24 protein-coding genes are annotated in these 23,965 nt (G+C 73.2%); 9 read left to right on the top strand and 15 right to left on the bottom strand.

Translation table 11 applies throughout. The features are described 5' to 3' along the window. Nucleotides 1-4: 4 nt before the first annotated feature. The gene (locus A8711_RS04660) at nt 5-859 is read right to left on the bottom strand and encodes an ABC transporter permease (protein ID WP_043326269.1); all 855 of its coding nucleotides are present in this window, start codon (nt 857-859) and stop codon (nt 5-7) included. Further along, nucleotides 856-1,869: an ATP-binding cassette domain-containing protein gene (locus tag A8711_RS04655; protein WP_064446900.1), complete on the bottom strand. Its 1,014-nt coding sequence runs from the start codon at nt 1,867-1,869 to the stop codon at nt 856-858. The genes A8711_RS04660 and A8711_RS04655 overlap by 4 nt, the downstream gene beginning before the upstream one ends. Before the next feature lie 353 nt (nt 1,870-2,222). On the opposite strand from A8711_RS04655, the gene A8711_RS04650 reads away from it, so the two are divergent. Next, entirely contained in the window at nt 2,223-3,764 is a 1,542-nt protein-coding gene (locus A8711_RS04650) for a collagen binding domain-containing protein (RefSeq protein ID WP_141707644.1), read from the top strand. Between the two features lie 80 nt (nt 3,765-3,844). Here A8711_RS04650 and A8711_RS04645 read toward each other — a convergent pair whose 3' ends face one another. The 10 genes from A8711_RS04645 to A8711_RS04600 all read right to left on the bottom strand — a co-directional run bounded on the left by A8711_RS04645 (nt 3,845) and on the right by A8711_RS04600 (nt 13,562). Continuing rightward, nucleotides 3,845-4,828, bottom strand: coding sequence for an aldo/keto reductase (locus A8711_RS04645; protein ID WP_069087543.1), 984 nt, complete (start codon nt 4,826-4,828; stop codon nt 3,845-3,847). A gap of 108 nt (nt 4,829-4,936) precedes the next feature. Next, nucleotides 4,937-5,791 (bottom strand): aldo/keto reductase, encoded by an 855-nt coding sequence (locus A8711_RS04640; protein ID WP_069087542.1) that lies wholly within the window; start codon nt 5,789-5,791, stop codon nt 4,937-4,939. A gap of 115 nt (nt 5,792-5,906) precedes the next feature. Next, the gene (locus A8711_RS04635; RefSeq protein WP_069087581.1) at nt 5,907-7,070 is read right to left on the bottom strand and encodes an endonuclease; all 1,164 of its coding nucleotides are present in this window, start codon (nt 7,068-7,070) and stop codon (nt 5,907-5,909) included. 42 nt (nt 7,071-7,112) lie between these two features. Beyond that, nucleotides 7,113-7,652, bottom strand: a complete 540-nt coding sequence (locus tag A8711_RS04630; RefSeq protein ID WP_043326260.1) for a DUF1697 domain-containing protein — start codon at nt 7,650-7,652, stop codon at nt 7,113-7,115. Nucleotides 7,653-7,689: 37 nt separating this feature from the next. Beyond that, a complete protein-coding gene (locus A8711_RS04625) occupies nt 7,690-8,433 on the bottom strand; it encodes an FkbM family methyltransferase (protein WP_069087580.1) in 744 nt (247 codons plus the stop codon). 13 nt (nt 8,434-8,446) lie between these two features. Further along, a complete protein-coding gene (locus A8711_RS32350; protein WP_255365589.1) occupies nt 8,447-10,216 on the bottom strand; it encodes a sulfatase in 1,770 nt (589 codons plus the stop codon). Then, a complete protein-coding gene (locus A8711_RS04615; RefSeq protein WP_233607843.1) occupies nt 10,213-11,019 on the bottom strand; it encodes a CDP-alcohol phosphatidyltransferase family protein in 807 nt (268 codons plus the stop codon). The genes A8711_RS32350 and A8711_RS04615 overlap by 4 nt, the downstream gene beginning before the upstream one ends. Before the next feature lie 154 nt (nt 11,020-11,173). Next, nucleotides 11,174-11,884 carry a hypothetical protein gene (locus tag A8711_RS04610; protein WP_233607842.1) on the bottom strand — a complete coding sequence of 237 codons (711 nt, stop codon included), beginning with the start codon at nt 11,882-11,884 and terminating at the stop codon, nt 11,174-11,176. Then, nucleotides 11,881-12,666, bottom strand: a complete 786-nt coding sequence (locus A8711_RS04605; RefSeq protein ID WP_069087540.1) for a hypothetical protein — start codon at nt 12,664-12,666, stop codon at nt 11,881-11,883. The genes A8711_RS04610 and A8711_RS04605 overlap by 4 nt, the downstream gene beginning before the upstream one ends. Beyond that, nucleotides 12,663-13,562 carry an ABC transporter ATP-binding protein gene (locus tag A8711_RS04600; protein WP_069087539.1) on the bottom strand — a complete coding sequence of 300 codons (900 nt, stop codon included), beginning with the start codon at nt 13,560-13,562 and terminating at the stop codon, nt 12,663-12,665. The genes A8711_RS04605 and A8711_RS04600 overlap by 4 nt, the downstream gene beginning before the upstream one ends. 132 nt (nt 13,563-13,694) lie before the next feature. On the opposite strand from A8711_RS04600, the gene A8711_RS04595 reads away from it, so the two are divergent. The 4 genes from A8711_RS04595 to A8711_RS04580 all read left to right on the top strand — a co-directional run bounded on the left by A8711_RS04595 (nt 13,695) and on the right by A8711_RS04580 (nt 17,765). Further along, nucleotides 13,695-14,930, top strand: coding sequence for a sensor histidine kinase (locus A8711_RS04595; protein WP_069087538.1), 1,236 nt, complete (start codon nt 13,695-13,697; stop codon nt 14,928-14,930). Beyond that, nucleotides 14,906-15,598, top strand: coding sequence for a response regulator (locus A8711_RS04590; protein WP_369830100.1), 693 nt, complete (start codon nt 14,906-14,908; stop codon nt 15,596-15,598). Before A8711_RS04595 ends, A8711_RS04590 begins: the two co-directional genes overlap by 25 nt. A 70-nt stretch (nt 15,599-15,668) precedes the next feature. Continuing rightward, nucleotides 15,669-17,093: a DUF234 domain-containing protein gene (locus A8711_RS04585; RefSeq protein WP_176722750.1), complete on the top strand. Its 1,425-nt coding sequence runs from the start codon at nt 15,669-15,671 to the stop codon at nt 17,091-17,093. 87 nt (nt 17,094-17,180) lie between these two features. Then, nucleotides 17,181-17,765 carry a hypothetical protein gene (locus A8711_RS04580; protein WP_064446910.1) on the top strand — a complete coding sequence of 195 codons (585 nt, stop codon included), beginning with the start codon at nt 17,181-17,183 and terminating at the stop codon, nt 17,763-17,765. Between the two features lie 124 nt (nt 17,766-17,889). Here A8711_RS04580 and A8711_RS04575 read toward each other — a convergent pair whose 3' ends face one another. Beyond that, nucleotides 17,890-18,669, bottom strand: coding sequence for a D-Ala-D-Ala carboxypeptidase family metallohydrolase (locus tag A8711_RS04575; protein ID WP_069087536.1), 780 nt, complete (start codon nt 18,667-18,669; stop codon nt 17,890-17,892). A gap of 256 nt (nt 18,670-18,925) precedes the next feature. Here A8711_RS04575 and A8711_RS32345 point away from each other — a divergent pair, with 256 nt between their 5' ends. Together A8711_RS32345 and A8711_RS04565 are read left to right on the top strand one after the other, a co-directional pair. Further along, on the top strand, nt 18,926-19,567 hold the full coding sequence (locus A8711_RS32345; protein WP_069087535.1) for a hypothetical protein: 642 nt from the start codon (nt 18,926-18,928) through the stop codon (nt 19,565-19,567). A 31-nt stretch (nt 19,568-19,598) separates the two neighbouring features. Continuing rightward, on the top strand, nt 19,599-20,063 hold the full coding sequence (locus A8711_RS04565; RefSeq protein WP_030272926.1) for a PPOX class F420-dependent oxidoreductase: 465 nt from the start codon (nt 19,599-19,601) through the stop codon (nt 20,061-20,063). Nucleotide 20,064: 1 nt separating this feature from the next. On the opposite strand, the gene A8711_RS04560 is transcribed toward A8711_RS04565, so the two are convergent. Beyond that, nucleotides 20,065-20,706, bottom strand: coding sequence for an NAD(P)-dependent oxidoreductase (locus A8711_RS04560; RefSeq protein WP_043326240.1), 642 nt, complete (start codon nt 20,704-20,706; stop codon nt 20,065-20,067). Between the two features lie 54 nt (nt 20,707-20,760). Beyond that, a complete protein-coding gene (locus A8711_RS04555) occupies nt 20,761-21,993 on the bottom strand; it encodes a serine hydrolase (protein WP_069087534.1) in 1,233 nt (410 codons plus the stop codon). A gap of 56 nt (nt 21,994-22,049) precedes the next feature. Here A8711_RS04555 and A8711_RS04550 point away from each other — a divergent pair, with 56 nt between their 5' ends. Together A8711_RS04550 and A8711_RS04545 are read left to right on the top strand one after the other, a co-directional pair. Next, nucleotides 22,050-22,643, top strand: a complete 594-nt coding sequence (locus A8711_RS04550; protein ID WP_013284334.1) for a pentapeptide repeat-containing protein — start codon at nt 22,050-22,052, stop codon at nt 22,641-22,643. Nucleotides 22,644-22,686: 43 nt separating this feature from the next. After that, nucleotides 22,687-23,139: a pyridoxamine 5'-phosphate oxidase family protein gene (locus A8711_RS04545; protein ID WP_069087533.1), complete on the top strand. Its 453-nt coding sequence runs from the start codon at nt 22,687-22,689 to the stop codon at nt 23,137-23,139. Nucleotides 23,140-23,965 lie beyond the last annotated feature (826 nt).

Here is a 23,965-nt window from a genome sequence, read left to right as displayed (position 1 = left end):
GCGGTCAGTGGCGGTTGTAGCGGTACATGGTCAGCGTGCCGAAGACGACCACGAAACCGGCGCTCCAGAGCAGCAACCACATCGTGTTCGGGCCGTCCATCGAGCCGGCCATCGCCGCGCGGACCGCGCCGACCAGGTGGGTGATCGGGTTGACCTTGACGAACGCCTGCAGCCAACCGGGCATGGTGGACGGTTCCACGAACACGTTGCTGAGGAACGTCAGCGGGAACAGCACCATCATGCTGACCCCCATCACCGACTTCTCGCTGCGCAGCACCAGGCCGAAGAACGTCCACACCCAGGAGAACGCGAACGAGAAGACCACGAGCAGCCCGATCCCGGCCAGCACCCCGAGCAGCCCGCCGTCGGGGCGGAAGCCGAGCACCAGCCCGACCGAGAGGATGACCACCGCGGCGAGCACGTAGCGCAGCACGTCCCCGAAGATCATCCCGACCAGCGCGGCCGGCCGCCAGACCGGCAGCGTACGGATCCGGTCGAAGACACCCTTCTCGATGTCGTTGTTCAGCCCGACCCCGGTGTACATGGTGATCATCACGACGCTCGTGACCATGATGCCGGGCAGGAAGAACTGCAGGTACGCACGCGGGCTGTCGGCGAGCGCGCCACCGAACAGGTACGTGAACATCAGCACCATGATGATCGGGAACGCGGTCACGTCGAACAGCTGCTCCGGCACGTGCTTGATCTTCAGCAGGGCCCGCCAGCCGAACGTCAGCGACGCGGCGAGCGGACTCGGCCGGGCCGGCCGTTCCGCCGGGGCGAGCACCGTGGCGAGCGCCTCGGCGGACGGGACGTAGACGGACGGCGCGCGCCCGGTGGTAATCGCGGTGTCGCTCATCGCGCCGCCTCCAGCTCGTCGTCCCGCTCGTCCGCCGGGACGGCCGGGTGGTCGGTCAGGGCCAGGAAGACCTCGTCCAGGCTGGGCTGGCCGAGGGAGAAGTCGTCCACCACGATGCCGGCGCCGGCCAGCTCACCGAGCGCGCGGGCGGCCTGCGCGCTCGCCTCCAGGTCGGTGCCGTCCTCGCCGACCCGGGCGGTCAGCGCCACCGGGTCCGTGTCGAGCTGCACCGGTACGCCCAGCGCCGCCCGCAGCACCTTCTCGGCCTGGGGCCGCTGCCCCGGATCGCGCAGCCGGATGTGGACGCTGCCGGATCCGACCGACGACTTCAACTCGCCCGGGGTGCCCTCCGCGATCACCCGGCCGTGGTCGACCACCGCGATCCGCCCGGCGAGCTGGTCCGCCTCGTCCAGGTACTGCGTGGTCAGCAGCACGGTGGTGCCGTACGCCACCACCGCCCGCACGATCGCCCACACCTGGTTGCGGCTGCGCGGATCCAGCCCGGTGGTCGGCTCGTCCAGGAACAGCAGATCCGGGGTGTTGAGGATGCTCGCGGCGATGTCGATGCGCCGCCGCATCCCGCCGGAGTACTTCTTCACCTGCCGCCCGGCGGCCTCGGTCAGCCCGAAGGCGGCGAGCAGCTGGTCGGCGCGGTCCCGGGCGCCGGCCCGGCTCAGCCCGAGCAGCCGCGCCAGCAGAATCAGGTTCTCCGCACCGGTCAGGTCCTCGTCCAGCGAGGCGTACTGGCCGGTCAGGCTCACCCGGGAGCGGACCGCGTCGGCGTCGCGCACCACGTCGTGGCCGAAGACCCGGGCGGTGCCGCCGTCGGGGCGCAGCAGCGTCGCCAGCACCCGTACGGCTGTGGTCTTGCCGGCGCCGTTGGGGCCCAGCACCCCGTACACGGTGCCGGCGGGGACCCGCAGGTCCAGCCCGTCGAGCGCCCGCGTCGTACCGAAGGACCGGACCAGGCCCTCGGCCTCGACGGCCAGGCCGGTGTTCCGGTTACTCATGGATTGCTACCTCTCTCGTCGGTGTCTCGACAGGCGTACGGCGTGCCGCCGGACCGATCGCCTGTTTCAACGAGGCCGGGGAGCTGTGGTGTTGTGCCGGCCTCACCCCTTCGGCGCCAGACGGTCCGCCAGATCCGATCTGGCGGTGGCGATTCCCGGCCGACGGCGGCCCGGTACGGGAGAAAGGCGCGGTTATGACCGTTCCCGCAGCAGTCCGCCGGATGACCGGTCGCGGACAGTGCGCGATCGATCTTCTGCCATATGCTGCGCCGGCATCCGACGCACGGGGGGCGTGCCCTGGTTGTGGAGACGCGGACGCCTCTTGAGCGCATTGAAACCGAGAGGGGTCCACCGTGTCCATCGTCCGAAGAGTGCTCGGCGCACTCGCCGTGGCGGCCCTGGCCGTCACCGCCGCACCCACCGCCGCCGGTGCGGCGGCGGATCCGGCAGGCGTGCTCCACCTGACCGTCACCGGGACCGACGGCAGCCCGGCCGGCGGCAACGTCGCCGTGACCGCAGCCGACAGCAGCTACGACAAGGACCTGCTGCCACTGGATGAGTCCGGGCAGCTCAGCGTGGAGGTGCCGGCCGGCGACTACAAGATCGCCATCACCCCGGTGTACAGCGACGGCCAGGACGACGAGGTGCTCCGGCAGTGGGTGCCGGGCCGCACCAGCTGGGCGCAGGCCGGAACGGTCCGGGTGTCCGCGGGGGACACGACGGAGGTCTCCGAGCGCCTGGTCACGCCCAGCGGGTCGACCCTGCGGGCGCGCGACGCGGTCACCGGCGCCGCGGTCGACGGGGTATGCGTGTTCCTCGACCCCCGGCGCAATCCGTGCGGCGACACCCGGGTGACCGTCCCGCCGCTGATCCCCGGCCCGCAGGAGGTGTGGGTCTACACCCGGGACGACACCCACCTGCCCCGCTACGCCACGGTGAACGTCCTGGCCGACGGCAGCGGCACCGCCGTGGTCGTCCTGACCCCGGCCGCGAACGTGGTCTCCCGGGTGGTCGACGCGGTGACCGGCGCACCAGTCGCCGGGGCCTGCGTGACGCCGGCGCCCGCCGGTACCGGCGAGCTGCCCGCCAACCCGGGACGGTACTGCTCCGACGCCTCCGGGAACGTCCGCGTCGGCCTGGTCGCGGCCGGCTCCTGGAACCTGTTCGCCCGCCCCGCCGGCGGATCGGCGTACGGCGCGCAGTGGGTCGGCGCGACCGGCGGCACCGGTGACGTGAAGCAGGCCCGGATGGTCACGCTCCGCGCCGGGCAGACGGTCACCGTGCCCCCGATCCGGCTCGACCGCGCCGGTGTCGTCACCGGCACCGTGACCAGCGCGGCCACCGGCAAGCCGGCGACCTCCGGCACCGTGACGCTCGCGCCCGAGACAGGCGACTTCCCGGATTGGGGAGTGGAGCTGGACGCGCAGGGCCGCTACCGCATCGACTGGCTCGGCCCGTACGGGTGGCCGCTGCTGTTCACCACCGCCGACAACGCCCCCCAGTGGTCCGGTGGGTTCGCCCTGCGGGGCAAGGCCGTGCCGGTCACGGTCCGGGCCGGCGCCACCACCGTCTACGACCTCGCTGCACGGCGAGGCGTCCTGGTCACCGGCCGGCTCGTCGATCCGGAGGGCCGCCCGGTGGTCGCCGAGCTGACGGTGCGCAACGCGCGTACCCGTGAGGTCATCGGCCGGACGGCCGACCGCGACGGCGAGTACGCGCTGCGCGTGCTCGGCCCCCAGCCGGTCACCGTCGCGTGGCTGTGGACGCCGCCGTTCGTCAGCTACGCCGGCTGGTACGACGGCGCGGCCCGCCCGGCCGACGCCACCGAGGTGACCCTGCCGGGCACCGGCACCCTGCGGCTGGACGTCGCTGTCGACCGGTACCCGGCCGGCTGAGCGACACGATCCGGTCGAACGGCACGAGCGGTCGATCGGCACGGGCCGGGTGGCGTGTGAGCCACCCGGCCCGGCGCCGGTCAGCGCGCCGAGTCCAGCCGGGTCCGCTGCTCGGCGGTCAGCTCCAGGTCGACAGCGCCCAGGCTCTCCTCCAGCTGCGCCACCGAGGAGAAGCCGACGAGCGGGATCGACGGGATGTCGCCGCCCATCAGCCAGGCCAGCACCACCTGGTTGACGGTGGCCCCGGTCTCGGCGGCCACCGCCCGCAACGCCTCCAGGCGGGCCGGGGTGGCGGGCACCGCGTACTCCTCGCCGAGCCGTTCCGGCCGGACGTACGCGCCCTTGAGCAGCGGCGAGTACGCGACCAGCGTGAGCTGCGGCTCGGCCCGCAGGTAGCTGAGCAGGTCCGGGCCGACCCAGCCGACGTCCCCGTCCCGGTCCAGCTCGCTCGGCACGTCGAGACGCCGGGGCAGGTAGCTGCGGTGGTACTGCAGCACCTCGTACCCGGGCAACCCGCCCGCGGCGGCGAGCGCCCGCGCCCGCTCCACCCGCCAGGCGCGGTGGTTGCTGGCGCCCAGCAGCCCGACGGTGCCCTCCGCGACCAGCTCGGCGAAGCCCTCCACGGTCTCCCGCAGCGCAACCGTGTGGTCCTCGATGTGGGCGTAGAGCAGGTCGAGCCGGTCGAGCCCGAGCCGCTCCCGGCTGCGTTCGGCGGACTCGCGGATCACCTTCGCCGACAGCCCTTCGGGGTTGTCCACGTAGCTGGTGCCCGGGGCGAGTGGCCGGGCACCGAGCTTCGTGGCGATGACCACCTCGTCGCCGACCCCGCGGCTGCGCCGCCAGCGGCCGAGCAGTTCCTCGCTCTCGCCACCCTGGCCCCCGTTCTGCCAGAAGGCATAGTTGTCCGAGGTGTCGATGAACGTGCCGCCGGCCTCCACGTAGCGGTCGAGGATGGCGAACGAGGTGGCCTCGTCGGTGGCGGTGCCGAAGAGCATCGCGCCGAGGCTGAGCACGCTGACCTTGCGGCGCGTCGCAGGGTCGGTGCCGATGGTGCGGTAGCGCATGGATTTCCTCCCCGTCGGAGCTTTGCCGGTCACCCTGCCCCTTCGAGTGCGCGCGAAGTCAAACGTCGAAGGGCCCCGGTTCCCCGGGGCCCTTCGGTGTGCGGCGGTTCAGCTCGGGATGTAGTCGAACTCGTCCGGGTTCGGGCCCGTCCGGCCGTCCTCGCCCCGGTCCAGCGAGGTGAGCCGCTCCATCGCGGTGTCGTCGAGCGTGAAGTCGAAGATCGCGAAGTTCTCCTCGATCCGCTTCGGGGTGGTCGACTTCGGGAAGACGATGTCGCCGCGCTGCACGTGCCAGCGCAGCACCACCTGGGCCGGGGTCCGGCCGACCTGCTCGGCCACGTCGACGACCGTCGGGTCGCCGAGCACCTTGCCCTGAGCGATCGGCGACCACGCCTCGGTGAGGATGCCGTGCGCCTTGTCGTACGCCCGCACCTCCTCGTTGCCGAGGTAGGGGTGCGCCTCGATCTGGTTGACCGCCGGCACCACGTCCGCCTCGGCGGCCAGCCGCTCCAGGTGCGCGACCTGGAAGTTGGACACGCCGATCGACCGGACCGTGCCCGCGTCACGCAGCTCCTCCAGCACCTTCCAGGTGGAGACGAAGTCGCCGTCGTAGCGGGTGGGCAGCGGCCAGTGGATCAGGAACAGGTCGAGGTAGTCGAACTTGAGTTCCCGCAGCGTCTGCTCGAACGCCTTGCGGGCGTCGTCCGGGCGGTGGAAGCCGTTGTTCAGCTTGCTGGTCACGAAGACCTCGCCGCGGTCCAGCCCGGAGGCGCGCAGCGCCTGACCCACCTCGGCCTCGTTGCCGTACATCTGGGCGGTGTCGATGTGCCGGTAGCCGATCTCCAGCGCGGTGCCGACCGCCCGGGCGGTGTCCTTCGGTTCGATCTGGAACACGCCGAAACCGAGCTGTGGGATGGAGTTTCCGTCGTTGAGCGCGATGTCCGGAACGCTGTTGGGGGCCATGAAGAGTCTCATCTCCGATCGTGCGGTGCCGGGGCGCGTCCGTGCCGCCCGCCCCGGCCGTGCCAACCGGATGTCTCTACCCGCTCGCCACGCTTCCTCACATCGGGGACGAGCGTCAACCCCAGATCGACCGGGCCCACTCCGGGTGGTCGACGAACGGGTTGCGGTTGCCCTGCCAGCGTTCGTAGATCCGCTGGTTGCGTCGCTGCTCGAAGGCGTCCGGCGGGTCCTGGTCGTTCCAGGCCAGCAGCTTCGACAGCCGCCCGAGCCGGGGCGCGGAGCCGTTCGACACCGAGTCGTTCGGTTCCAGGTCCGGCCAGCCGTCGCCGCCCTCGTACCGGATCGCCATGTACAGGATCATCCGGGCCACGTCGCCCTTCACCGCGTCGCGCGGCTCGAACGAGTCGGCGTCGGTGTAGCAGCCGGGCGCCTCGGCGACCGCGCCGCCGCCGGCGTCGAAGTCCTTGTTGCCGCGCAGCGAGTTGACCGACACGTCCTCCGGCCGCAGGTGGTGCACGTCGGTGCCGGGGCCGGTGGCGGTGCCGAAGTCGCCGTGCGACTTGGCCCAGACGTGCTCCCGGTTCCAGTCGTTCGCACCGCCGCCGTTGCTGGTCTTGCTCTGCGAGCGTCCGCTGTAGAGCAGGATCACGTTCGCCGGGTTGGCCGGGTCCTGGTCGGTGTCCTTGAGCGCGTCCCACACCTGGTCGTAGCTGAGCTTCGTCTGCACCCGGATGATGCCGTGCAGCGCGGTACGCAGCGCCGGCCCGGTCTTGCCGGCCGCGGCCGCGTAGTAGGCGTCGGACGTGCGGGTCGGGGTCGGGGAAGGGCTCGGCGTGGCGCCGCCGCCGAGGCTCATCGCGCTCGGGTTCTTCAGCCCGCCGTGACTGAAGTACGCGGTCAGCGCGCCGGTCGCGGTCACCTGCCGCCCGCGCAGCGACGGGTTGCCGAGCAGCCCGAAGGTGCTCCGCCAGGCGGCCGTGACCTGCACGTACAGCATCCGGGAGGTGCCGGTCTCGCCAGCCTGGTCGGCGATGGCGATCGCGGTGTCGGCGGTGAAGCCGGAGGTGAGCACCGTGTTGGTGGCTGTGGGCTGGCCGATGACGTAGCCGGTCACGGTGGCGGTCCGGCCGTCCTGCGCGGCGAGGGCCTGCGCCACGGTCAGTGTGGTCGCGGCCGAGGCGGCGCCGGTCACGCCGAGCGGGATCGCGACCGCGACGGCGAGCACGACCGCCGCGAACATCCGCCCGGATCGCGAGCGGGTGACGCGCTTCATATTCATGAGCAGCAATGCTAGGTGCCGCGGGCCGGTTTGAGGAGAGGCTCAGGCGGCGGTGAGGTCGCGCAGGGCCAGCACCGACCGCCAGTTGCGGGCCGTCGCCACCACACCCAGCTTCTTCTCCAGGTACGCGGCGGTGAACTTCGTCCGCCCGTAGCCGCCGGCCGGGAAGTGCAGGTGCGCCTCCCGGCCGATCACCTCGTACTCCATCGTCTCGCCCGGCGGCACGGCCAGCTCGCGCACCCGCGCGGCGGCGGGCGCGGCCGACAGGAACACCACGAGCACCCGCGTGTGGTCGTCCTGCCGGCCCGCGTACGGGCTGGCGGCGGCCACCGCGGCCAGCTCGTCCCCGTCGCGGACCAGCACCGGCACCCGCAGGCCCAGTTCGTCGCCGAGCCGGTTCGCGATGCCCTCGGCCAGCGTCTCCGGCCGGGCCGGCGGGCTGGTGAAGACCACGTTGCCGCTCTGCAGGTACGTCTTGACGTCGGTGTGACCGAGGTCGGTGACCACGCGGCGCAGGTCGGCCATGGCCAGCTTGTTGACCCCGACGTTGACGGCCCGCAGCAGAGCGGCGTACCTGGCCATCGGCCCTCCTCGACTCGTGCCCGGGGCCGACCCTACGTCAGGAGTCCGACAGCCGGGCGTAGACGTCGCCGGAGCGACCGGCCGGGCGGTACGTCTCCAGCAGCCGCACCAGCCCGGCCGCGTCCAGCCAGCTCTCGCTCGCGAACCGCATGGTCTCCACCGGCGAGTAGTTGTAGCGGTACGCGCCCAGCTGTTCCACGAGGTCCAGCGACGCGAGCGCGGCGTCGTGCGCCGGTGGCAGGTACTCGAAGGACAGCCCGCGCACCGGGTGGCTGAGCCCGGACAGCACGTCGACCTCGAAGCCCTCGACGTCGACCTTGCAGAACGCCGGTACGCCGTGCCGCGCCACCAGGTCGTCGAGCGTCACCACCGGCACCTCGACCGACCGGTCCCAGCGGACCCCGGCGAAGCTCGGATCGGCGGTGACCGACTCGATCCAGGACGACGACATGGTGGACACCGTCGGCGTCGCCGACGACAGCTCCAGCCGCGCGCTCCCGGACCGCGCACCGACCGCCGTCGGCTCGATCACCACGTCGGYGTCCCGCCCGAAGCCCAGGCGCAGCACCCGCAGGCAGTCGGGCTGCGGCTCCACCGCGACCACCCGCGCGCCCAGCCGCCGCCAGGTGCGCACCCGGCCGCCGACGTGGGCGCCGATGTCGAAGGCGAGGTCGCCGGGGGAGAGGAACTGCCCGTAGAGCTGCCGGGCACGCCGGTGCTTGGCCGGCTGACCGTGGTAGACGGCCAGGGAACGGGTGATCCCCCAGGCCCGCGCGAGCATCGTCACGACATCCCTAACTGTGAGTGGTGGACTGCGGTCCGAACGCCCGCAGGAAGCGGTCCCGGAACGACTCCATCGGCCAGACCGGGGCCTGCGGGTCCGGGTTGAGCCCGTCCTGCCAGCCCCATCCGGCGATGCGGTCGAGCACTGCCGGGTCCTTCGCGACGACGGTGATCGGCACGTCCTTGCCGGCGTCGTCGCCGGTGATCGTGCGGGCGGGCTGGTGGTCGCCGAGGAACACCAGCACCAGGTTCTCGTCACCGTACCGCTGCACGTAGGAGATGAGCGTGCGCAGCGAGTACACGACGGCCTGCCGGTACGCCTCCCGGGTGCCCTCCGCCGAGCGGTCGGCGCGCGCCGTTCCCTTGTAGACCGAGCCGTCGCCGATGTCGTCCCAGYCGACGAGGGGCGGGACCGGCGTCCACGGCAGGTGACTGGAGAGCAGCGGGATCTCGGCCATCACGGGCGTGCGCCCGGGGCCGCGCTCGCGGCGTTGGAACTCCGCCAGCGTGTACTGGTCCGGTGGCGAGGAAAAGCTGAACAGCGGCCCCTTGTAGCCGAGTTCCTTTGCCCCGTACAGCGTGTCGGGTTCGAAGAATGCCGCCTCCGGCCACGCCCGGTTCAGCGCCGGCATGACGAGCGCGGTCCGCCAGCCGGCGCGCTTGAACGCGCCGTTGAGGGTCAGGTGGTCGCTGCGTACCAGGTTGGTGTAGCGCAACTGGTTGTCGGTGCGGATGCCGCTCATCAGCGTGGCGTGCGCGAGCCAGCTTCCACCGCCGGTGGTGGACGAGGTGAGGAACGCGCTGCGGCTGCCGTAACCGGCCGCGCGCAACTGCCGGGTCCCCTCGTCGAGGACGGCGTCCACCTCCGGGGCCAGTTCCGGGTCCTCCAGCGCGACCCGGCCGTAGCTCTCCACGAACGTGAACAGCACGTCCTTGCCGCGCAGCGCGGTGAGCATCTGCTCACCCGGCACGTCCCGGAACGGGTCGCCGGCGAGCTGCGTGTTGAGCGTCTCCTTGTCGTTCAGGCCCGCCCGCACCTGCCGGGCACGGTCGAAGACGTCGGCGGCGACGGTGTCCGCGGCGACCGGGAGGCCGGGCACGATCTGCGCGCCGAGCACGGCGCAGACCACCCAGGCGGCGGCGAGCGCGGTGACGGCGCGCGTGGTCACCCGGCGGTGGGCCGCCGCGGCGCGGGCCAGCCGCCGCGCCGAGAGCGTCACCAGCACCGGTACGGCGAGCGCCGCGACCACGGCCAGGGCGATCGCGCCCACCTCGGCGGCCCCGCCGTACGACTCGGACAGGAACTCCGCGCCCGCGCCGAGGAACGTCCAGTCGGCGATCAGGTCGAAGCGCCGGTCGAGCACCATCGAGAACCCGAGATCGGTGACCTTGAGCACCAGGATCAGGCCGAGCAGCGCGCCGAGCAGCGTGGCCACCACGCGGCGCGGGCGGGCCGGCGGGACCAGCAGCAGGGCGACGGCGAGCAGCCCTTCCACCGGGATGCGGAGCAACGCCCCGAGGGACAGCAGTTTGACCTCGCTCGGCGCGACCAGGGCCACCAGCACGAGCGCTCCGGCCAGCGCGGTGACCGCCGCGCCGAGCAGCCGCCGGGCGCTCCACGCGCCGACCGCGTCGTTGCCCGGGTCGCTCGTCTCCCTGTCGTTCGGGGTGCGGTCGCCGCTCTCGGCCGAGGCGCCGGCGCTGTCCGGCGTGCTGTCTTCCGTGGACGTGGCGCCGGTCGAGACGTCGTCGCCGTCGGCCGGCCGGGACAGGTCGGTCACCGGCGCCGCCCGCCGACCTCGACGGGCTGGCGCACGATCCGCGTGCCCGGCGTCCACTCGGACCCGTGGCCCGCCGGCGCGGGGGAGACCGGCGCCGCCGGGAGCGCCGGCCGCACGCGGTGCCGCCACAGCCAGCCGACGTCGCGTCCGAACGACTCGACCAGCAGCGCGAGCGCGCCGAGCACCACCGCGAGGGCCAGCGGCCGGGGCAGCACACCGGCCGCCACCACCGTCAGCGCGATGCCCTGCGTGGCGGCGACCACCTTGCGCCAGTAGCGCGGCGGCAGCGAGCCGCGCATCCACGGCAGCACCCAGCCGGCGGCGACGAAGACGTACCGCATCGCGCCGATCACCAGCACCCAGGAGCCCACCTGGTCGGCGACGTACCCGCAGAGGACCAGGACGAGGAAGGAGTCGACCTCCATGTCGAACCGGGCGCCGAGCGCGCTGGTCGTGCCGGTGCGCCGGGCCACCTGGCCGTCGACCCAGTCCAGGGAGAGGGCCACGGCGGCCAGCGCGACCAGCACCGGCACCGCGATCGGGCCGCGGAACGCCTCGACTGTCAACGCGGCCACCCCGCCGGCGAGCGTGGCCCGGGTGAGCGTCACCCAGTCGGCCGGGCCGAGCCGGTCCGCGCCCGAGCGGCGCAGCCCGTATCCGAGCGCCGCGACCATGACCACCCCGAAGAGCAGACCGGCCAGCCAGCCGTACGCGCTCAGGCCGACCGTGCCGGCCAGGGCCGCCAGTACGCCGACCTGGAGTATCGCCCCCGCGAATGGATCAGTTCGAACTGCGGACACCATGCCTCCGAGGTAGACGTCACGTACCACACCTGTGTACGGAGAACATGCCCGAACAGTTCGTTCTGATGCCGGAAACGCGCCAGCGATGTGACTTGTCACGTCCACCGGCGTCGCGGCGGGCGCCGCGCGGGATCAGGCGCCGGAGCGGAGGCCGTCAGCGCGGCGGCGGTCCGGGGACCAGCCGCCAGTACTGCCGTTTGCCCTCGTCGCGGACCACGACGCCGAGCCGGGCCAGCTCCCCGTGCAGCTCCCGGGTCTCGGCGTCGTGGCCGCTGTCGAGCGCCCGCTGCCGGGCGCGCAGCAGGGCGTCCGCGCCCGGCGGCAGGTCGGGCAGCCCTTCGACCCACCTGCGGTACGCGTCCCGGTGCGGGTCCTGCCCGGTCCACGGCCAGCCCTGCCGGGTGAACGCCTCCCGCAGCCGCTCGGTGTCCAGGTCGGACTTCTCCCGGGCCAGCTCGCCGCCGGCGGTGTCCAGCAGCACCAGCGCCTCACCGTCGACGAACACCCCGGCGACGTCGGCGCGGGCCACGTCCCGGCCGTGCCCGTCGCGGTGCAGCCGTACCGTGTGGTGCCCGACCGTGACGGTCAGCCGGTCGCGTACCGCCACCACCGCCAGGGCCAGGCCGCCGAGCAGACCCAGCCCGGCCCCGATCGGGTACGCCCGCTCGTCCGGCCACCTGTCGAGCAGCTCGAACAGGCCCTGGAACGGGAACCAGGGCAGCCCGGCGATCCAGCCTGACAGCGTGGTCAGCCCGGCGCCCAGTCCCGCCCCGAGCAGCGGGAACCCCGCCCAGAACAGCACCAGCTCGCCGCGCCCGCCGTCGACCACGACGTCCTCGCCGGTGTGCCGGGCCGCCACGGTCACGACACCTCCCGGCGCAGCGTGCGGACCAGACCGGCGACCAGCGGCAGGAGCACCCAGACGGCGAGCGAGACGCCGAGCCGGCCCCACTGCCCGCCGGTCATCTCGGCGCCGAGCAGCGGCTCCATCGTGTACGAGGTGTCGAGCCAGCGGGCCGGCTCCCGCAGCGCGGAGATCATCGCGGCGAGCAGGCTCCACACCGTGGGCAGCAGCAGATAGGTGACGATCGCCAGCGGCGTGTTCAGCAGCAGCAGCCCGAAGGCGGCGCCCATCAGCACGTTCACCACCTGGAACACGGCCGCGTGCGGCAGCAGTTGCCAGTCGAACGTCCAGGCGCCCGCCCCGCCGGTGGCGCCGGCGGCGAGCGTGCCGACCGCGGCGACCGCGAGGCTGACCAGCACCGACGCGAGCGCGGCCAGCACCACGGCGGCGAGCTTGGCGACGATCACCCGTTCCCGGCGGGGCACCAGCGCGAACGTGGTGAGCGCGGTGCGCTGCGACCACTCGCCGGTGATGGAGAGGATGCCGAGCACCGGCAGCAGCAGGCCGACCGGCAGCAGCGACGGGGTGAAGAAGGCAGTGAACGTCTGGTCCGGCGCCTCGACGACGAAGAGCTGCACCACCACGATCACGGCCGCGATCAGCCCGATCGTGATCAGCAGCCACCGTCCGGCCCGGGTGTCGGCGAGCTTGCGCAGCTCCACGGCGGTCAGCCGGGCCAGCGTCGGTCCGGCGACGGCGGCCTCGGGACGCGGCGGCGCTGGGGTACGGGTGGCGGTGGTCATCGGACGGCCTCCTTGGTCGACGCGCCGGCGGTGAGGGTGAGGAAGAGCTGTTCGAGGCCGCCGCTGCCGGCCGGGCGCAGCTCGGTGAGGACCAGTCCGGCGTCCGCCGCGGCCTGGCCGACCTGACCCGGCTCGGCCCGGACCACGTAGCCGCCGTCGGTGCCGGCCGTGGCGGGCAGCGCGGCCCGCTCCAGCGTCAGGCGCAGGGCGTGCGCGTCGCGGGCGCGCACCAGCGTGCCGGCGCCGGCCAGCAGCTCGTCCTTGCCGCCCTGGGCGACCACCCGGCCCCCGCCGATCACCACCAGCCGGTCGGCCACCGCCTCCACCTCGCGCAGCAGGTGCGAGGAGAGCAGCACCGTGCCGCCCCGGTCGGCGAAGTCGCGCAGCAGGCCGCGCATCCAGAAGATCCCCTCCGGGTCGAGGCCGTTGGCCGGCTCGTCCAGGATCAGCACCCGGGGGTCACCCAGCAGCGCCAGCGCCAGGCCGAGCCGCTGCCGCATGCCCAGGGAGTACGCCCCGACGCGGCGCCGGGCGGCGGTCTCGTTCAGCCCGACCCGGTCCAGTGCCGCCGCCACCCGCGCCCGGTCCACGCCCATGGTGCGGGCGGCGAGCGTGAGCGCCTCCCGTCCGGTGCGTCCGGCGTGCTGCGCCGAGGCGTCGAGCAGCACGCCGATCTCCCGCCCCGGATTGGGCAGGTCGCGGTAGGGGCGGCCAGCGACCGTGGCACCGCCGGAGCTGGGCGGCGTCATCCCGCAGATCATCCGCATCGTGGTGGACTTCCCGGCGCCGTTCGGCCCGAGGAAACCGGTCACTGTGCCCGGTTCGCACCGGAACGTGACGTCCGCGACGGCGGTGTGCGGGCCGTACCGCTTGGTGAGCTGGTCGACTTCGATCATGCCGTCGAGCCTGCCGGGGCCACCCGGTCACGCGCTGCGGCCGGCGGTCGGCGTCGCCGTCGACCTCGGTTCACCGCAGTCGTCGACTTTGGTAGCTGGTAGCCGGTCCGGACGGCTTCCTAGCATGGGTGGGTGAGCAGCGCTGTCGTACCCGATCATCCCTGGCTCCTGCCGGGCTCCCTGGTGCCCGCCCGGACCGCCCGGCGGACCCCGCGGGACTGGTTCGTCGACGGCGCGCTGTTCGTGGCCTCACTGCTCTGGGTGCTCATCGCCCACGGCGACGTCACCAGCGCGAGCCCGGAGTTCGGGCTCAACGCCGGTCCGGCCTGGCTGGAGGAGGTCGACCTGCTGATCGGCCTGTGGATCAGCGGGGCGCTCTGGCTGCGCCGGCGCTGGCCGGTCGGGCTGGCACTGGCCACCGCGCCGCTGGTGTTCTTCTCGGTCACCTCCGGCGTCGCGTTGCTCGTCATCACGTTCACCGTGCTGGTGCACCGGCCACTGCCGGTGGGCCTGGCCCTGGCGGCCTGGAACGTGCTCAGCCTGCCGGTCTACCTCGCCGTCCGGCCCGACCCGACGATGCCGTTCTGGGGTTCGGTGATCTGGACCGCGCTGTTCATCGGCGTGGTGGTGGCGTGGGCGCTGTTCGTCCGGGCCCGCCGCCAGCTGGTGCTGTCCCTGCGCGACCGCGCCGAGCGGGCCGAGGCCGAGCAGCAGCTCCGGCTCGACCAGGCCCGGCAGCTCGAACGCGGCCGGATCGCCCGGGAGATGCACGACGTGCTCGCCCACCGGATCTCCCTGCTCAGCCTGCACGCGGGCGCGCTGGAGTTCCGGCCGGACGCGCCGCCGGAGGAGGTGGCGCGGGCGGCCGGGGTGATCCGGGCCAGCGCGCACGCCGCGCTCCAGGACCTGCGCGAGGTGATCGGCGTGTTGCGGGCCGAGGTCGGCTCCGAGGCCACGCCGGAACGGCCGCAGCCCACGCTGGCCGACGTGCCCGCGCTGGTCGCCGAGAGCCGCGACGCCGGGGTACGGGTCGCCGTCGTCGACGAGGTGACCGAGCCGGAGGCGGTGCCCGCGGCGATCGGGCGCAGCGCGTACCGGATCGTGCAGGAGGGGCTGACAAACGCCCGCAAGCACGCGCCCGGCGCGGTGGTGACCGTCCGGCTGGCCGGTGGCCCGGGTGACGGGCTGGTGGTGGAGATCAGCAACCCGTGGCCGGTGGGCAGCCCGGCCACCGCGATCCCGGGCACCGGCACCGGCCTGGTCGGCATCGCCGAGCGGGTCACGCTCGCCGGTGGCCGCCTGGAACACGGGCGGGACGCCGACGGCACGTTCCGGCTGACCGCCTGGCTGCCCTGGGCGGCGCAGTGAGCGCCCCGGTACGGGTGCTGATCGTCGACGACGACCCGCTGGTCCGCGGCGCGCTGTCGATGATCCTCGGCGGCGTACCCGACCTCGCGGTGGTCGGCGAGGCCACCGACGGCGCCGAGGTGCCCCAGGCCGTCGCCGCCCACGCCCCGGACGTGGTGCTGATGGACATCCGCATGCCCCGGGTCGACGGCCTGGCCGCCACCGAGGCGCTGCGTGCCACAGCGGAACCGCCCGAGGTGCTGGTGCTCACCACGTTCGACGCGGACGAGCAGGTGCTGCGGGCGCTGCGGGCCGGGGCGAGCGGCTTCCTGCTCAAGGACACCCCGCCGGCCGAGATCGTGGCGGCGGTACGCCGGGTCGCGGCGGGGGAGGCGATGCTGTCCCCGGCGGTGACCCGCAAACTCATCGCGCACGTCACCGGCGCCGCGCCGGCGCCCGGCCCGGACCCGAAGCGGGAACGGGCGGTACGGCTGCTCGACGGGCTCTCCGAACGGGAACGGGAGGTCGCGGTGCTGCTCGGCCGGGGCCGCACCAACGCGGAGATCTCCGCCGAGTTGTTCATGAGCGTGGCGACGGTGAAGGCGTACGTGTCGCGGCTGCTGACGAAGCTCGACCTTAACAACCGTGTGCAGGTGGCCCTGCTGGTCCAGGACGCCGGCCTGGTCTGAGGCACAGACACTCTCATTCGGGATACTATCAGAGATGAGAGTATCCGTCCTGAGAGTATGAGGTGACGACGTGGCCGGTTTCGTCGGCAGGACGAGGGAGCTGGCCCGGCTCGACGGCATGTTGGCGCGCGTCGAACGCGGCGGCCGGGCGGGGCGCCCGGGACGTGCGCTGCTCATGCGCGGACGCCGACGGGTGGGTAAGTCCCGCCTCGTTGAGGAGTTCGTCGAGCGCGCGGGCGTACCCCACCTCTTCTTCACCGCCTCGGCGCAACCCACCCCCGCCGCCGACCTGCGGCTCTTCGTCGAAGCGGCGGCCGGCTCGACGCTCCCTGGAGCGGGTCTGTTCGCCGGACAGGCGCCGGCCACCTGGGACGCGGCTCTCACCCTCCTCGCCGCCGCGCTGCCCACGGATCAGCCCAGCGTCGTCGTGCTCGACGAGATGCCCTACCTCATCGCCACCGATCCCGGCTTCGAGGGCACCCTCCAGAAGGTCTTCGACCGGGAGCTGTCCCGTCGGCCGGTCCTGCTGATCTGCGTCGGCTCGGACCTGGCGATGATGGAGGCGCTCAACGACTACGGCCGCCCGTTCCACCAGCGCGCGACCGAGATGGTCGTGCCGCCCCTGAGCCCCGGCGACGTGGCCGAGATGCTCCAGTTGCCGCCGGCGGATGCCATCGACGCGTACCTCGTCACCGGTGGCCTGCCGCTCGTCCTCGACGACTGGGCCCCCGGCGAGACCGTGCGCGACTACCTCGCCCAGGCCGTCCCGGACCCCACTTCCGCGCTGCTCGTCAGCGGGGAACGGGCCCTCGCTGCCGAGTTTCCGCCGCAGTCCCAGCCGGGCGTGGTGCTGCGCGCCATCGGCTCCGGGGAGCGCACCTCCTCCTCCATCGCGCGGGCGGCCGGCGGAATCCCGCAGGCGTCGCTGCACCGCGCGCTCCGACTGCTGACCGACAAGCGGGTCGTGGAGGCCGCCCTCCCGCTGTCCACCCGTCCGTCGCGCGAGACCCGCTACGTGGTCGCCGATCCGTATCTCCGCTTCTGGCTCGCCTTCCTCGACCCCTACCTCGCCGAGATCGAGCGCGGCAGAGGGGATCTGACGCTCGCCCGCATCCATTCGTCCTGGACCTCATGGCGAGGGCGTGCGGTCGAGCCGGTGATCCGGGAGTCCCTGCGGCGGCTGCCGCCGGGGAGCCTGCCGTCCGGGACGGCGGAGGTGGGCGGGTACTGGACGCGTACCAACGATCCCGAGATCGACCTGGTCGGCGGCGATCGGAGCCCGGTGGCCAAGCGGATCACGTTCGTGGGCTCGGTCAAGTGGCTGGAGAACGGCGCGTTCGACGGTCACGACCTGGCCCGGCTGCTTCACCACCGCGCCCAGCTACCGGGTGCCGACGACCACACACCGGTCGTCGCGGTGGTGCGCAGTGGCCGTGCGGTCGACGGAGTCACCGCGCTCGGGCCGGCCGAACTGCTCGCCGCGTGGCGGGATTGAACTGCTGCCGTCATCCGGCCGTACCAGTGGTCGAGGATGTGGTGCGGCCGTTCCGCCGCACCGCTGCCGAACTGCGGGAGGCCTGCCGTGCGAGTTGGTGAGCAGTCGACGGATCCCATCGACCAGATTCTGGGCGAGGTGCCGGTACCGGCGCCGTTGACCCCCGAGGACGTCCGCCTCGCGGTCCGGGCGGTGGTGGTGCACGCCGCCGAGGAGTGGCCCGCGGGGCCGAAGTGCCGCAACGACGGTTCGTCGTTTCCCTGCCGGTTGCATCGCTGGGGCCGGCGCGTGCTGGAGACACACGGTCTCAACGACCGCCAGATCGACGCGCTGATCCGGCACGGCAACCCGTTCGTGCACGTGCCCTTCCCGTTCGTGCTGACCGGACCGTCCGGCGCCCGTCCCGCCCCCGGGCAGGCCGCCCGCGGTCAGACGGCGCGACCGGGCGTACCCGGTCAGGTGGCGCGGCCCGGCGTACCCGGTCAGGCCGGCCGCCCTGTGCCCGGACAGCCGGCCCGGGCGGTGCCGGGTCAGGCCGCCCGCCCCGCCGCGGCGCAGGCGGCGCGCGGTGCGGTTCCGCGGGCCGCCGCGCCGCCGGTGCGGCCCGGTCTGCGGCCGGTCGCCGGGCGGTCGGCTCCCACCGCCCGGCCCCGCTGGCCCCGGGCGAGCTGACGCCCGGCGCCCGGTTCCGGTCGCGCCGACGCCCCGTCGCGGAGTGGCGTCGGTCGCGCCGGAGCATGCCGACGGCGGCCCGGACGGGGAGCCCCCACCCCCGGTCCGGGCCGCCGTCACCGCATCACTTGACTCCGCAGTCCGGTGCGGACCAGCCCTTCGTGTTCGACGACTTGTCCCGGTTGTTCTCCCGCCGCGAGTCGACGTGCGTGTGGTCGTCGTGGTCCGGGTAGCCGGGGCCGTAGATGCCGCTGAAGCCCCGGCTGCGGGCCGAGCGGGCGATGTCGCAGAGGCTGCGGTGCTTGGCGATCAGGTCGGCCGCGTTGCCGTAGAGGTGCTGGCTGTCCGCGGCGCCGCCGACCTGCCGGTTGCAGGCGATGCTGCGGAACCCGCTGGTCACGTAGAGCGGCTTGTCGCCGAGGCTGCGCCGCAGCGCCTCCAGCTTCCACATGGTGCGCAGCGCGTTCTCCCGGGTGGCCGACGCGGAGAGCGGGCCACCGGCCCACCCGCCCTTGCCGCAGCCGTTGTCCAGCTCGGCGTAGCTGAAGTGCTTCGGCGTGCAGTCGCTGTCCTTCTGCAGGTCGTAGATCCTGGCGAACGTCTGCGGCCCGGCCACGCCGTCGGCGCGCAGCCCGTACGCGGTCTGGAAGCGCTTGACCGCGGCGGCCGTCTCCGGGCCGTACACGCCGTCGACCCGGACGATGCCGCCGTACGCCGCCCAGCCGGCCACCCGGATCTGGAGCTGCCGGACGTCGTCGCCGGAGCTTCCCTGGGACAGCGTCCGGTTCCAGGTGTAGCAGCCGTCGGCGTGCGCCGGTGGCGCGGCCACGACTGTCGCCACGACGGCCCCGGGCAGGGCCAGCGCGAACGCGACCGCCGCCCGCTTCAGGGTGTTGACGCGCACAGAGTCCTCCCGATGTCAGAGCGGAACTGGGATCCGACGGGCACATCGACCGGTACGTCCCGTCCCTCTCACCGTGACAGGTACGAGGATTCTTCGTGGTGATTAGCGGAAATTGTTCTCACATCGCCCGGTTGCTGGGTATTGGCTGTGAATACTGCCTGTTTGCGTACGCGCTGCCGGGTGTCGCCCGTCGGACGTGACCGGTAACGTCTGCTCCCGGACCGGGCGGCGACCTCGACGGGCGGGGAGGTGGGCGTTGGCGCGTGGCGGCGTGTTCTGCGTCGAGGGGCAGTGGCACCGCGACCTCAACGAACGCGGGTCCGTCCTGCCCACGCTCGACCTGCTGGAGCGGCTCGGCCGCATCCGCTACATCCACAAGGACGCGGCCACCCGCGACGAGCTGTTCTACTTCGTCGACCGCTGGCTGCTCAAGCAGTACGCCGACCACCGCGTGGGCTTCTTCGCCATGCACGGCGAGCCGAGCCGGCTCTGCCTCACCGACTGGGACTCGGTCGAGCTGTCGGACGTGGCCGAGCGGATGGYCGGCCGCTGCGAGGGCCGCCGCCTCTACTTCGGCAGCTGCTCGGTGCTGCGCGCCTCCGACGCCACGCTGCGCGAGTTCCTCGACGTCACCGGCGCGGCGCTGATCTGCGGCTTCACCCGCGAGGTGGACTGGGTCGAGTCGGCCGCCTTCGAGACGGTGCTGCTCGACGTGCTCGCCAACGGGCAGCGGCACAACGCCGCCGAGCTGCGGATGCGCTCGGCGCACTGGGCGCCGCTCGCCGCGTACCTCGGTTTCCGGGTGATCTACGCCAACGGCCGCGCCTGGCGGCCCTCGGCCCGCCCGCGCGTGCCGGAGCAGGTCACCGCGCAGCGGTCCGCCGGCCGCCCGCGCTGAGAACGACGGACATGCCTGGTAGAACCGAGGCATGGCACGCAGCATCGCGAAGAACACCCGGGTCGACCGGGACGCCCTGATCGAGTTCCTCCGCCCCCGCCACCACGTCGTGCTCATGACCACCCGCTCCGACGGGCGCCCGCAGTCCTCCCCGGTGGCCTGCGGGGTGGATGCCGAGGGCCGGCTGGTGATCTCCACCTATCCCGAGCGTGCCAAGGTCGCCAACATCCGCCGCGACCCGCGCGTCTCCGCGTGCGTGCTCTCCGACGACTGGAACGGCCCGTGGGTGCAGGTCGACGGCGTGGCCGAGGTGCTCGACCTGCCCGAGGCGCTGGAACCGCTGGTCGAGTACTTCCGCAGCATCTCCGGCGAGCACCCGGACTGGGACGAGTACCGGTCGGCCATGGTCGCGCAGGGCAAGTCGCTGATCCGGGTCACGATCGAGTCCTGGGGCCCGATCGCCACCGGCGGCTTCCCGGCCCGGCTGGCCGACTGAATCAGTACGCGACCGTGAACCGGGCGTTGCCGAAGCGCGGATCCTCGATCTCGTCGACGATCGCCACCGCCAGGTCCTCGTAGGTGAGCACCGAACGGCCCTGCGCGTCGGTCACCGGGTGGTCGGTGCCGGTGCGGTAGTGCCCGGTCCGCTCGCCCGGGTGGAACTCCAGCGGCGGCGGGGAGACGTACGTCCAGGTCACCCCGTCGGCGCTGGACCTGTAGAACTCCAGCGCGTCGGCCTGACCGTGCGCCGAGTCCCGGTACTCCTCCGGGAAGTCCGGCTCGTCCAGATACCGGGTCCCCTTCGGCGTGAGCAGCGTCGAGCCACCGCCGACGTGGATCACCCGAGGTGGGTCCGGCAACTCACGCAGCGTGTCGACCAGCGTTCGCGCGGCGTCGCGCCACAGGGCCCGCTCGCCGCCGCCGATGGCCACCACCAGCACATCCGCGTCCTCGGCCAGTTCGCGTACGCTCCGCGCCGACGTGGCGTCGCCGGTCACCGTGCGTACGCCTGGGGGTAGGTAGCCGACCGCCTCCGGACGCCGCACCGCCGCTGTCACCCGGTGCCCCCGCTCGACCGCCTCCGCGGCGATCCGCGAGCCCGCCGTCCCGCCGGCGCCGAACACGACGATGTCGCTCATGCCTCACAGGCTAGGCAGCCTGCCGGCGGACGGCGGGAGTTCCGCCGAACCGGCTCAGTCGACGATCGCCGAGTAGACGAGCTGGCGCAACTGGCTGCGCAGCGGGTACGTGCTGGACGGCATCAACTGGGTGAACAGCAGCGCGGTGACCTCCTCCACCGGGTCCACCCAGAACGCGGTGCTGGCCAGGCCGCCCCAGTAGAACTCGCCGACGCTGCTCGGCACCCGCGACGGCACCGGGTCCAGCACGACCGCGAAGCCCAGCCCGAAGCCGACCCCGTCGAGGATCGTCTCGGCGAAGCCCTCCGGCGAGAACGAGGCCAGGTCCCGGTTGCCGGGCAGGTGGTTGCGGGTCATGAAGCGCACCGTGCGCGGCCCGAGCAGGCGCACCCCGTCCAGCTCGCCGCCACGCAGCAGGAACTGGGTGAACCGGTGGTAGTCGGCCGCCGTGGAGAGCAGCCCGCCGCCGCCGGAGTGCCACGTCGGCTCCGCCAGCGCGGCCCGGCCCACCCCGTCGGCGCGTACCGCCTGACCGGTCGCCGGGTGCGGGGCGTAGAGCGCGGCCAGGCGTTTCGCGTCCGCCGCGTCCACCCACCAGCGGGTGTCGGTCATGCCCAGCGGGCCCAGGATCCGCTCGGCGAAGAACGCGTCGAGCGACTGCCCGGAGATCACCTCGACCAGGCGGCCCAGGACGTCGGTGGAGACGCCGTAGTTCCAGCTCGTGCCGGGCTGGAACAGCAGCGGCAGCCGGGCCAGCCCGGCCGAGGCCGCCGCCAGGTCCGCGCCCGGCGGCACTCCCAGGTCGAAGCCCGCCGCCCGGTACAGGCCGTCGACCACTGACACCTGGGCGAAGCCGTACGTCAGGCCGGCGGTGTGGGTGAGCAGGTGCCAGATCCGGATCGGCTCGGTCGCCGGCACCGTGTACGGCTTCAGCACCGAACCCCGGTCGTAGACCCGTACGTCGGCGAACTCCGGCAGCCAGCGGCTGACCGGGTCGTTCAGCTCGAGCCGGCCCTCCTCCCAGAGCATCATCGCGGCGACCGAGGTGATCGGCTTGGTCATCGAGTAGATGCGCCAGAGCGTGTCCGCCTCGACCGGCGTACCGGCCTCCCGGTCGCGCAGCCCGTACGTCGAGGAGTGGGCGATCTCGCCCCGGCGGGTGACGACGATCTGCCAGCCGGCGAGCCGGCCGTCGTCGACGTACCGGGCGAAGTGCTCGTCGATCCGCGCCAGCCGGGCGGGATCGAGGCCGACACGTCCGGGGTCGGTGCTCACGGTGACACTCACGACCGCGAACCTACCCGCAGGTATCGCGGCCGGGAAGTGTCACTAGTGTCGGTGGCATGCCGGAGCCGGTCGAGGACGTCACCTACCGCCAGCAGGACTGGTACGCCGAGGAGTTGGCCGACAGGCACTTCGTACGGTGCGAGTTCTTCCACGTCGACCTGACCGAGGCGGTCAGCCGGGGCGCGGTCTTCACCGACTGCGTGTTCGGCAACGTGGCGTTCAACGCCTCCCGGCACACCGACTCGGCGTTCACCAGGTGCTCGTTCAGCAAGTGCAACCTCTTCGAGGCCGAGTTCACCGGCTGCAAGCTGGTCGGCAGCACGTTCGACCGCTGCGACCTGCGCCCGCTGCGGGTCGACCGGGGCGACTGGTCCTTCGTCACGCTCGCCGGCGCCGACCTGCGCGGGGCGCGGATCACCGACGTACGGATGCGGGAGGTCGACCTGACCGGTGCCGACCTCACCGGCGCGACGCTGACCGGCGTGGACCTCTCCGGCGCCCAGTTGCACGCCGCCAAGCTGATCCGGGCCGACCTGCGCGGCAGCGACCTGTCCGCGCTCGACCCGACGGCGGTGCAGCGTTCCGGCGCGCGGATCGACGCCGAGCAGGCGGTGATGCTGGCCCAGGCGCTCGGTTTCCAGGTCGGCTGAAAGCTGCCGCGGGTTGTCAGGTTTCCCGGCCAGAATCGGGCGCATGACATGGTGGTCCAATCTGGTGGCGGCCGAACCCGAGTTCGCGGCGCGGGTACGCGCCCGCTTCGCGGTCCGCAAGCACGGCACGATGGCGACACTGCGGCGGGACGGTTCGCCGCGGATCAGCGGCACCGAGTTCGACTTCGGTGACGACGGGCAGCTGCGGCTGGGCAGCATGGCCGGCGCGGTCAAGGCGCTCGACCTGCGCCGCGATCCTCGGGTGGCGCTGCACAGCCCGACCGAGGACGCCCCGCCGGACGACCCGTCCACCTGGGACGGGGACGCGAAGATCGCCGGCCGGGCGCACGAGGAGCAGCCCGCCGAGGACGGCTCGCACAGCTTCCGGATCGAGCTGACCGAGGTGGTGCTCACCCGGGTCGGCGACCCGCCCGACCACCTGCTGATCGAGAGCTGGCACCCCACCCGGGGCCTGCACCGCCGCACCCGCCACTGACGCCACCCACCATCCCGCCCCCGGGGCGCCCCACCCCCACCCCCACCCCCGCCCCGCTCCCGTCGATCATGAAGTTGACGGCATTCCGCGCCCGAAATGTCCCCGCCAACCTCATGATCAACAGGTTGACGAGGGTGGGCGCGCCGGGCCGGGGGAGATCTTGGAAGGAAATGGCTCCTATGGGGACCTGAATCTTCCAAGATCTGGTCCGTGGGGCGGGTTGGCGGCGTGGGGCGCGTGGGAATTGCGAGGGCGGATGCCTTCTGCAAGATCGCGTTCTGTGTCATCCTCCCTACGGCGAGCCACGGGGCCGGGCCGCTCGCCGCCGGTGGCCGAGGAGGGTCGGTGGCTGAGGACGACATCGCGCGGACCGGAATCCGGGTCGGGGGTTGGCTGCCCGCGCCGGACGAATCGGCAGACGCGCCGGCGCGGCCCACCGGTCCACGCCGCCTGCCCGGGAACACCGACCCCGGCGTGTCCCGGCCGGTGACGCCCCCGGACGCCGAACGCTCACCTTCCGGCGCGGACGATCCGGTGCCGCCGGTCGACCTGGATCCGCCCGGTACCGCTGTGTGGCCGCCTCCGCGCGCCGGCGGACCGCCGGCTCTCGACCTTCCGGCCGCCGGCCCGCTCCCGGCCGACACGCCCGCCCCGGGCGCGCTTGCCCCGGGCCCGCTTGCCCCGGCCCCGCTTGCTTCGGGTCCGCTTGCTTCGGGCGCGCTCGCTTCGGCGCCGCTCGCTTCGGGCTCGCTCGCTCCGGGTCCGCTCGCTTCGGGTCCGCTCAGCCCGGGTGCGCCTGCTCCGGGTCCGCCCGGCTCCGGCACGC

The sequence above is a fragment of the Micromonospora sp. II genome (assembly GCF_001709195.1).
GTDB lineage: Bacteria > Actinomycetota > Actinomycetes > Mycobacteriales > Micromonosporaceae > Micromonospora > Micromonospora chalcea.
Note: the sequence above shows the minus strand (reverse complement) of the source record. Positions and strands in the feature narration are given on the sequence as shown.

Coding starts and splice junctions, on each gene's coding strand:
- A8711_RS04545 (WP_069087533.1), top strand. CDS start 22,687: ATGACATGGTGGTCCAATCTGGTGGCGGCCGAACCCGAGTTCGCGGCG.
- A8711_RS04565 (WP_030272926.1), top strand. CDS start 19,599: ATGGCACGCAGCATCGCGAAGAACACCCGGGTCGACCGGGACGCCCTG.
- A8711_RS04640 (WP_069087542.1), bottom strand. CDS start 5,791: ATGGCCCCCAACAGCGTTCCGGACATCGCGCTCAACGACGGAAACTCC.
- A8711_RS04550 (WP_013284334.1), top strand. CDS start 22,050: ATGCCGGAGCCGGTCGAGGACGTCACCTACCGCCAGCAGGACTGGTAC.
- A8711_RS04635 (WP_069087581.1), bottom strand. CDS start 7,070: ATGAATATGAAGCGCGTCACCCGCTCGCGATCCGGGCGGATGTTCGCG.
- A8711_RS04615 (WP_233607843.1), bottom strand. CDS start 11,019: ATGGTGTCCGCAGTTCGAACTGATCCATTCGCGGGGGCGATACTCCAG.
- A8711_RS04655 (WP_064446900.1), bottom strand. CDS start 1,869: ATGAGTAACCGGAACACCGGCCTGGCCGTCGAGGCCGAGGGCCTGGTC.
- A8711_RS04630 (WP_043326260.1), bottom strand. CDS start 7,652: ATGGCCAGGTACGCCGCTCTGCTGCGGGCCGTCAACGTCGGGGTCAAC.
- A8711_RS04605 (WP_069087540.1), bottom strand. CDS start 12,666: ATGACCACCGCCACCCGTACCCCAGCGCCGCCGCGTCCCGAGGCCGCC.
- A8711_RS04560 (WP_043326240.1), bottom strand. CDS start 20,706: ATGAGCGACATCGTCGTGTTCGGCGCCGGCGGGACGGCGGGCTCGCGG.
- A8711_RS04660 (WP_043326269.1), bottom strand. CDS start 859: ATGAGCGACACCGCGATTACCACCGGGCGCGCGCCGTCCGTCTACGTC.
- A8711_RS04600 (WP_069087539.1), bottom strand. CDS start 13,562: ATGATCGAAGTCGACCAGCTCACCAAGCGGTACGGCCCGCACACCGCC.
- A8711_RS04645 (WP_069087543.1), bottom strand. CDS start 4,828: ATGCGCTACCGCACCATCGGCACCGACCCTGCGACGCGCCGCAAGGTC.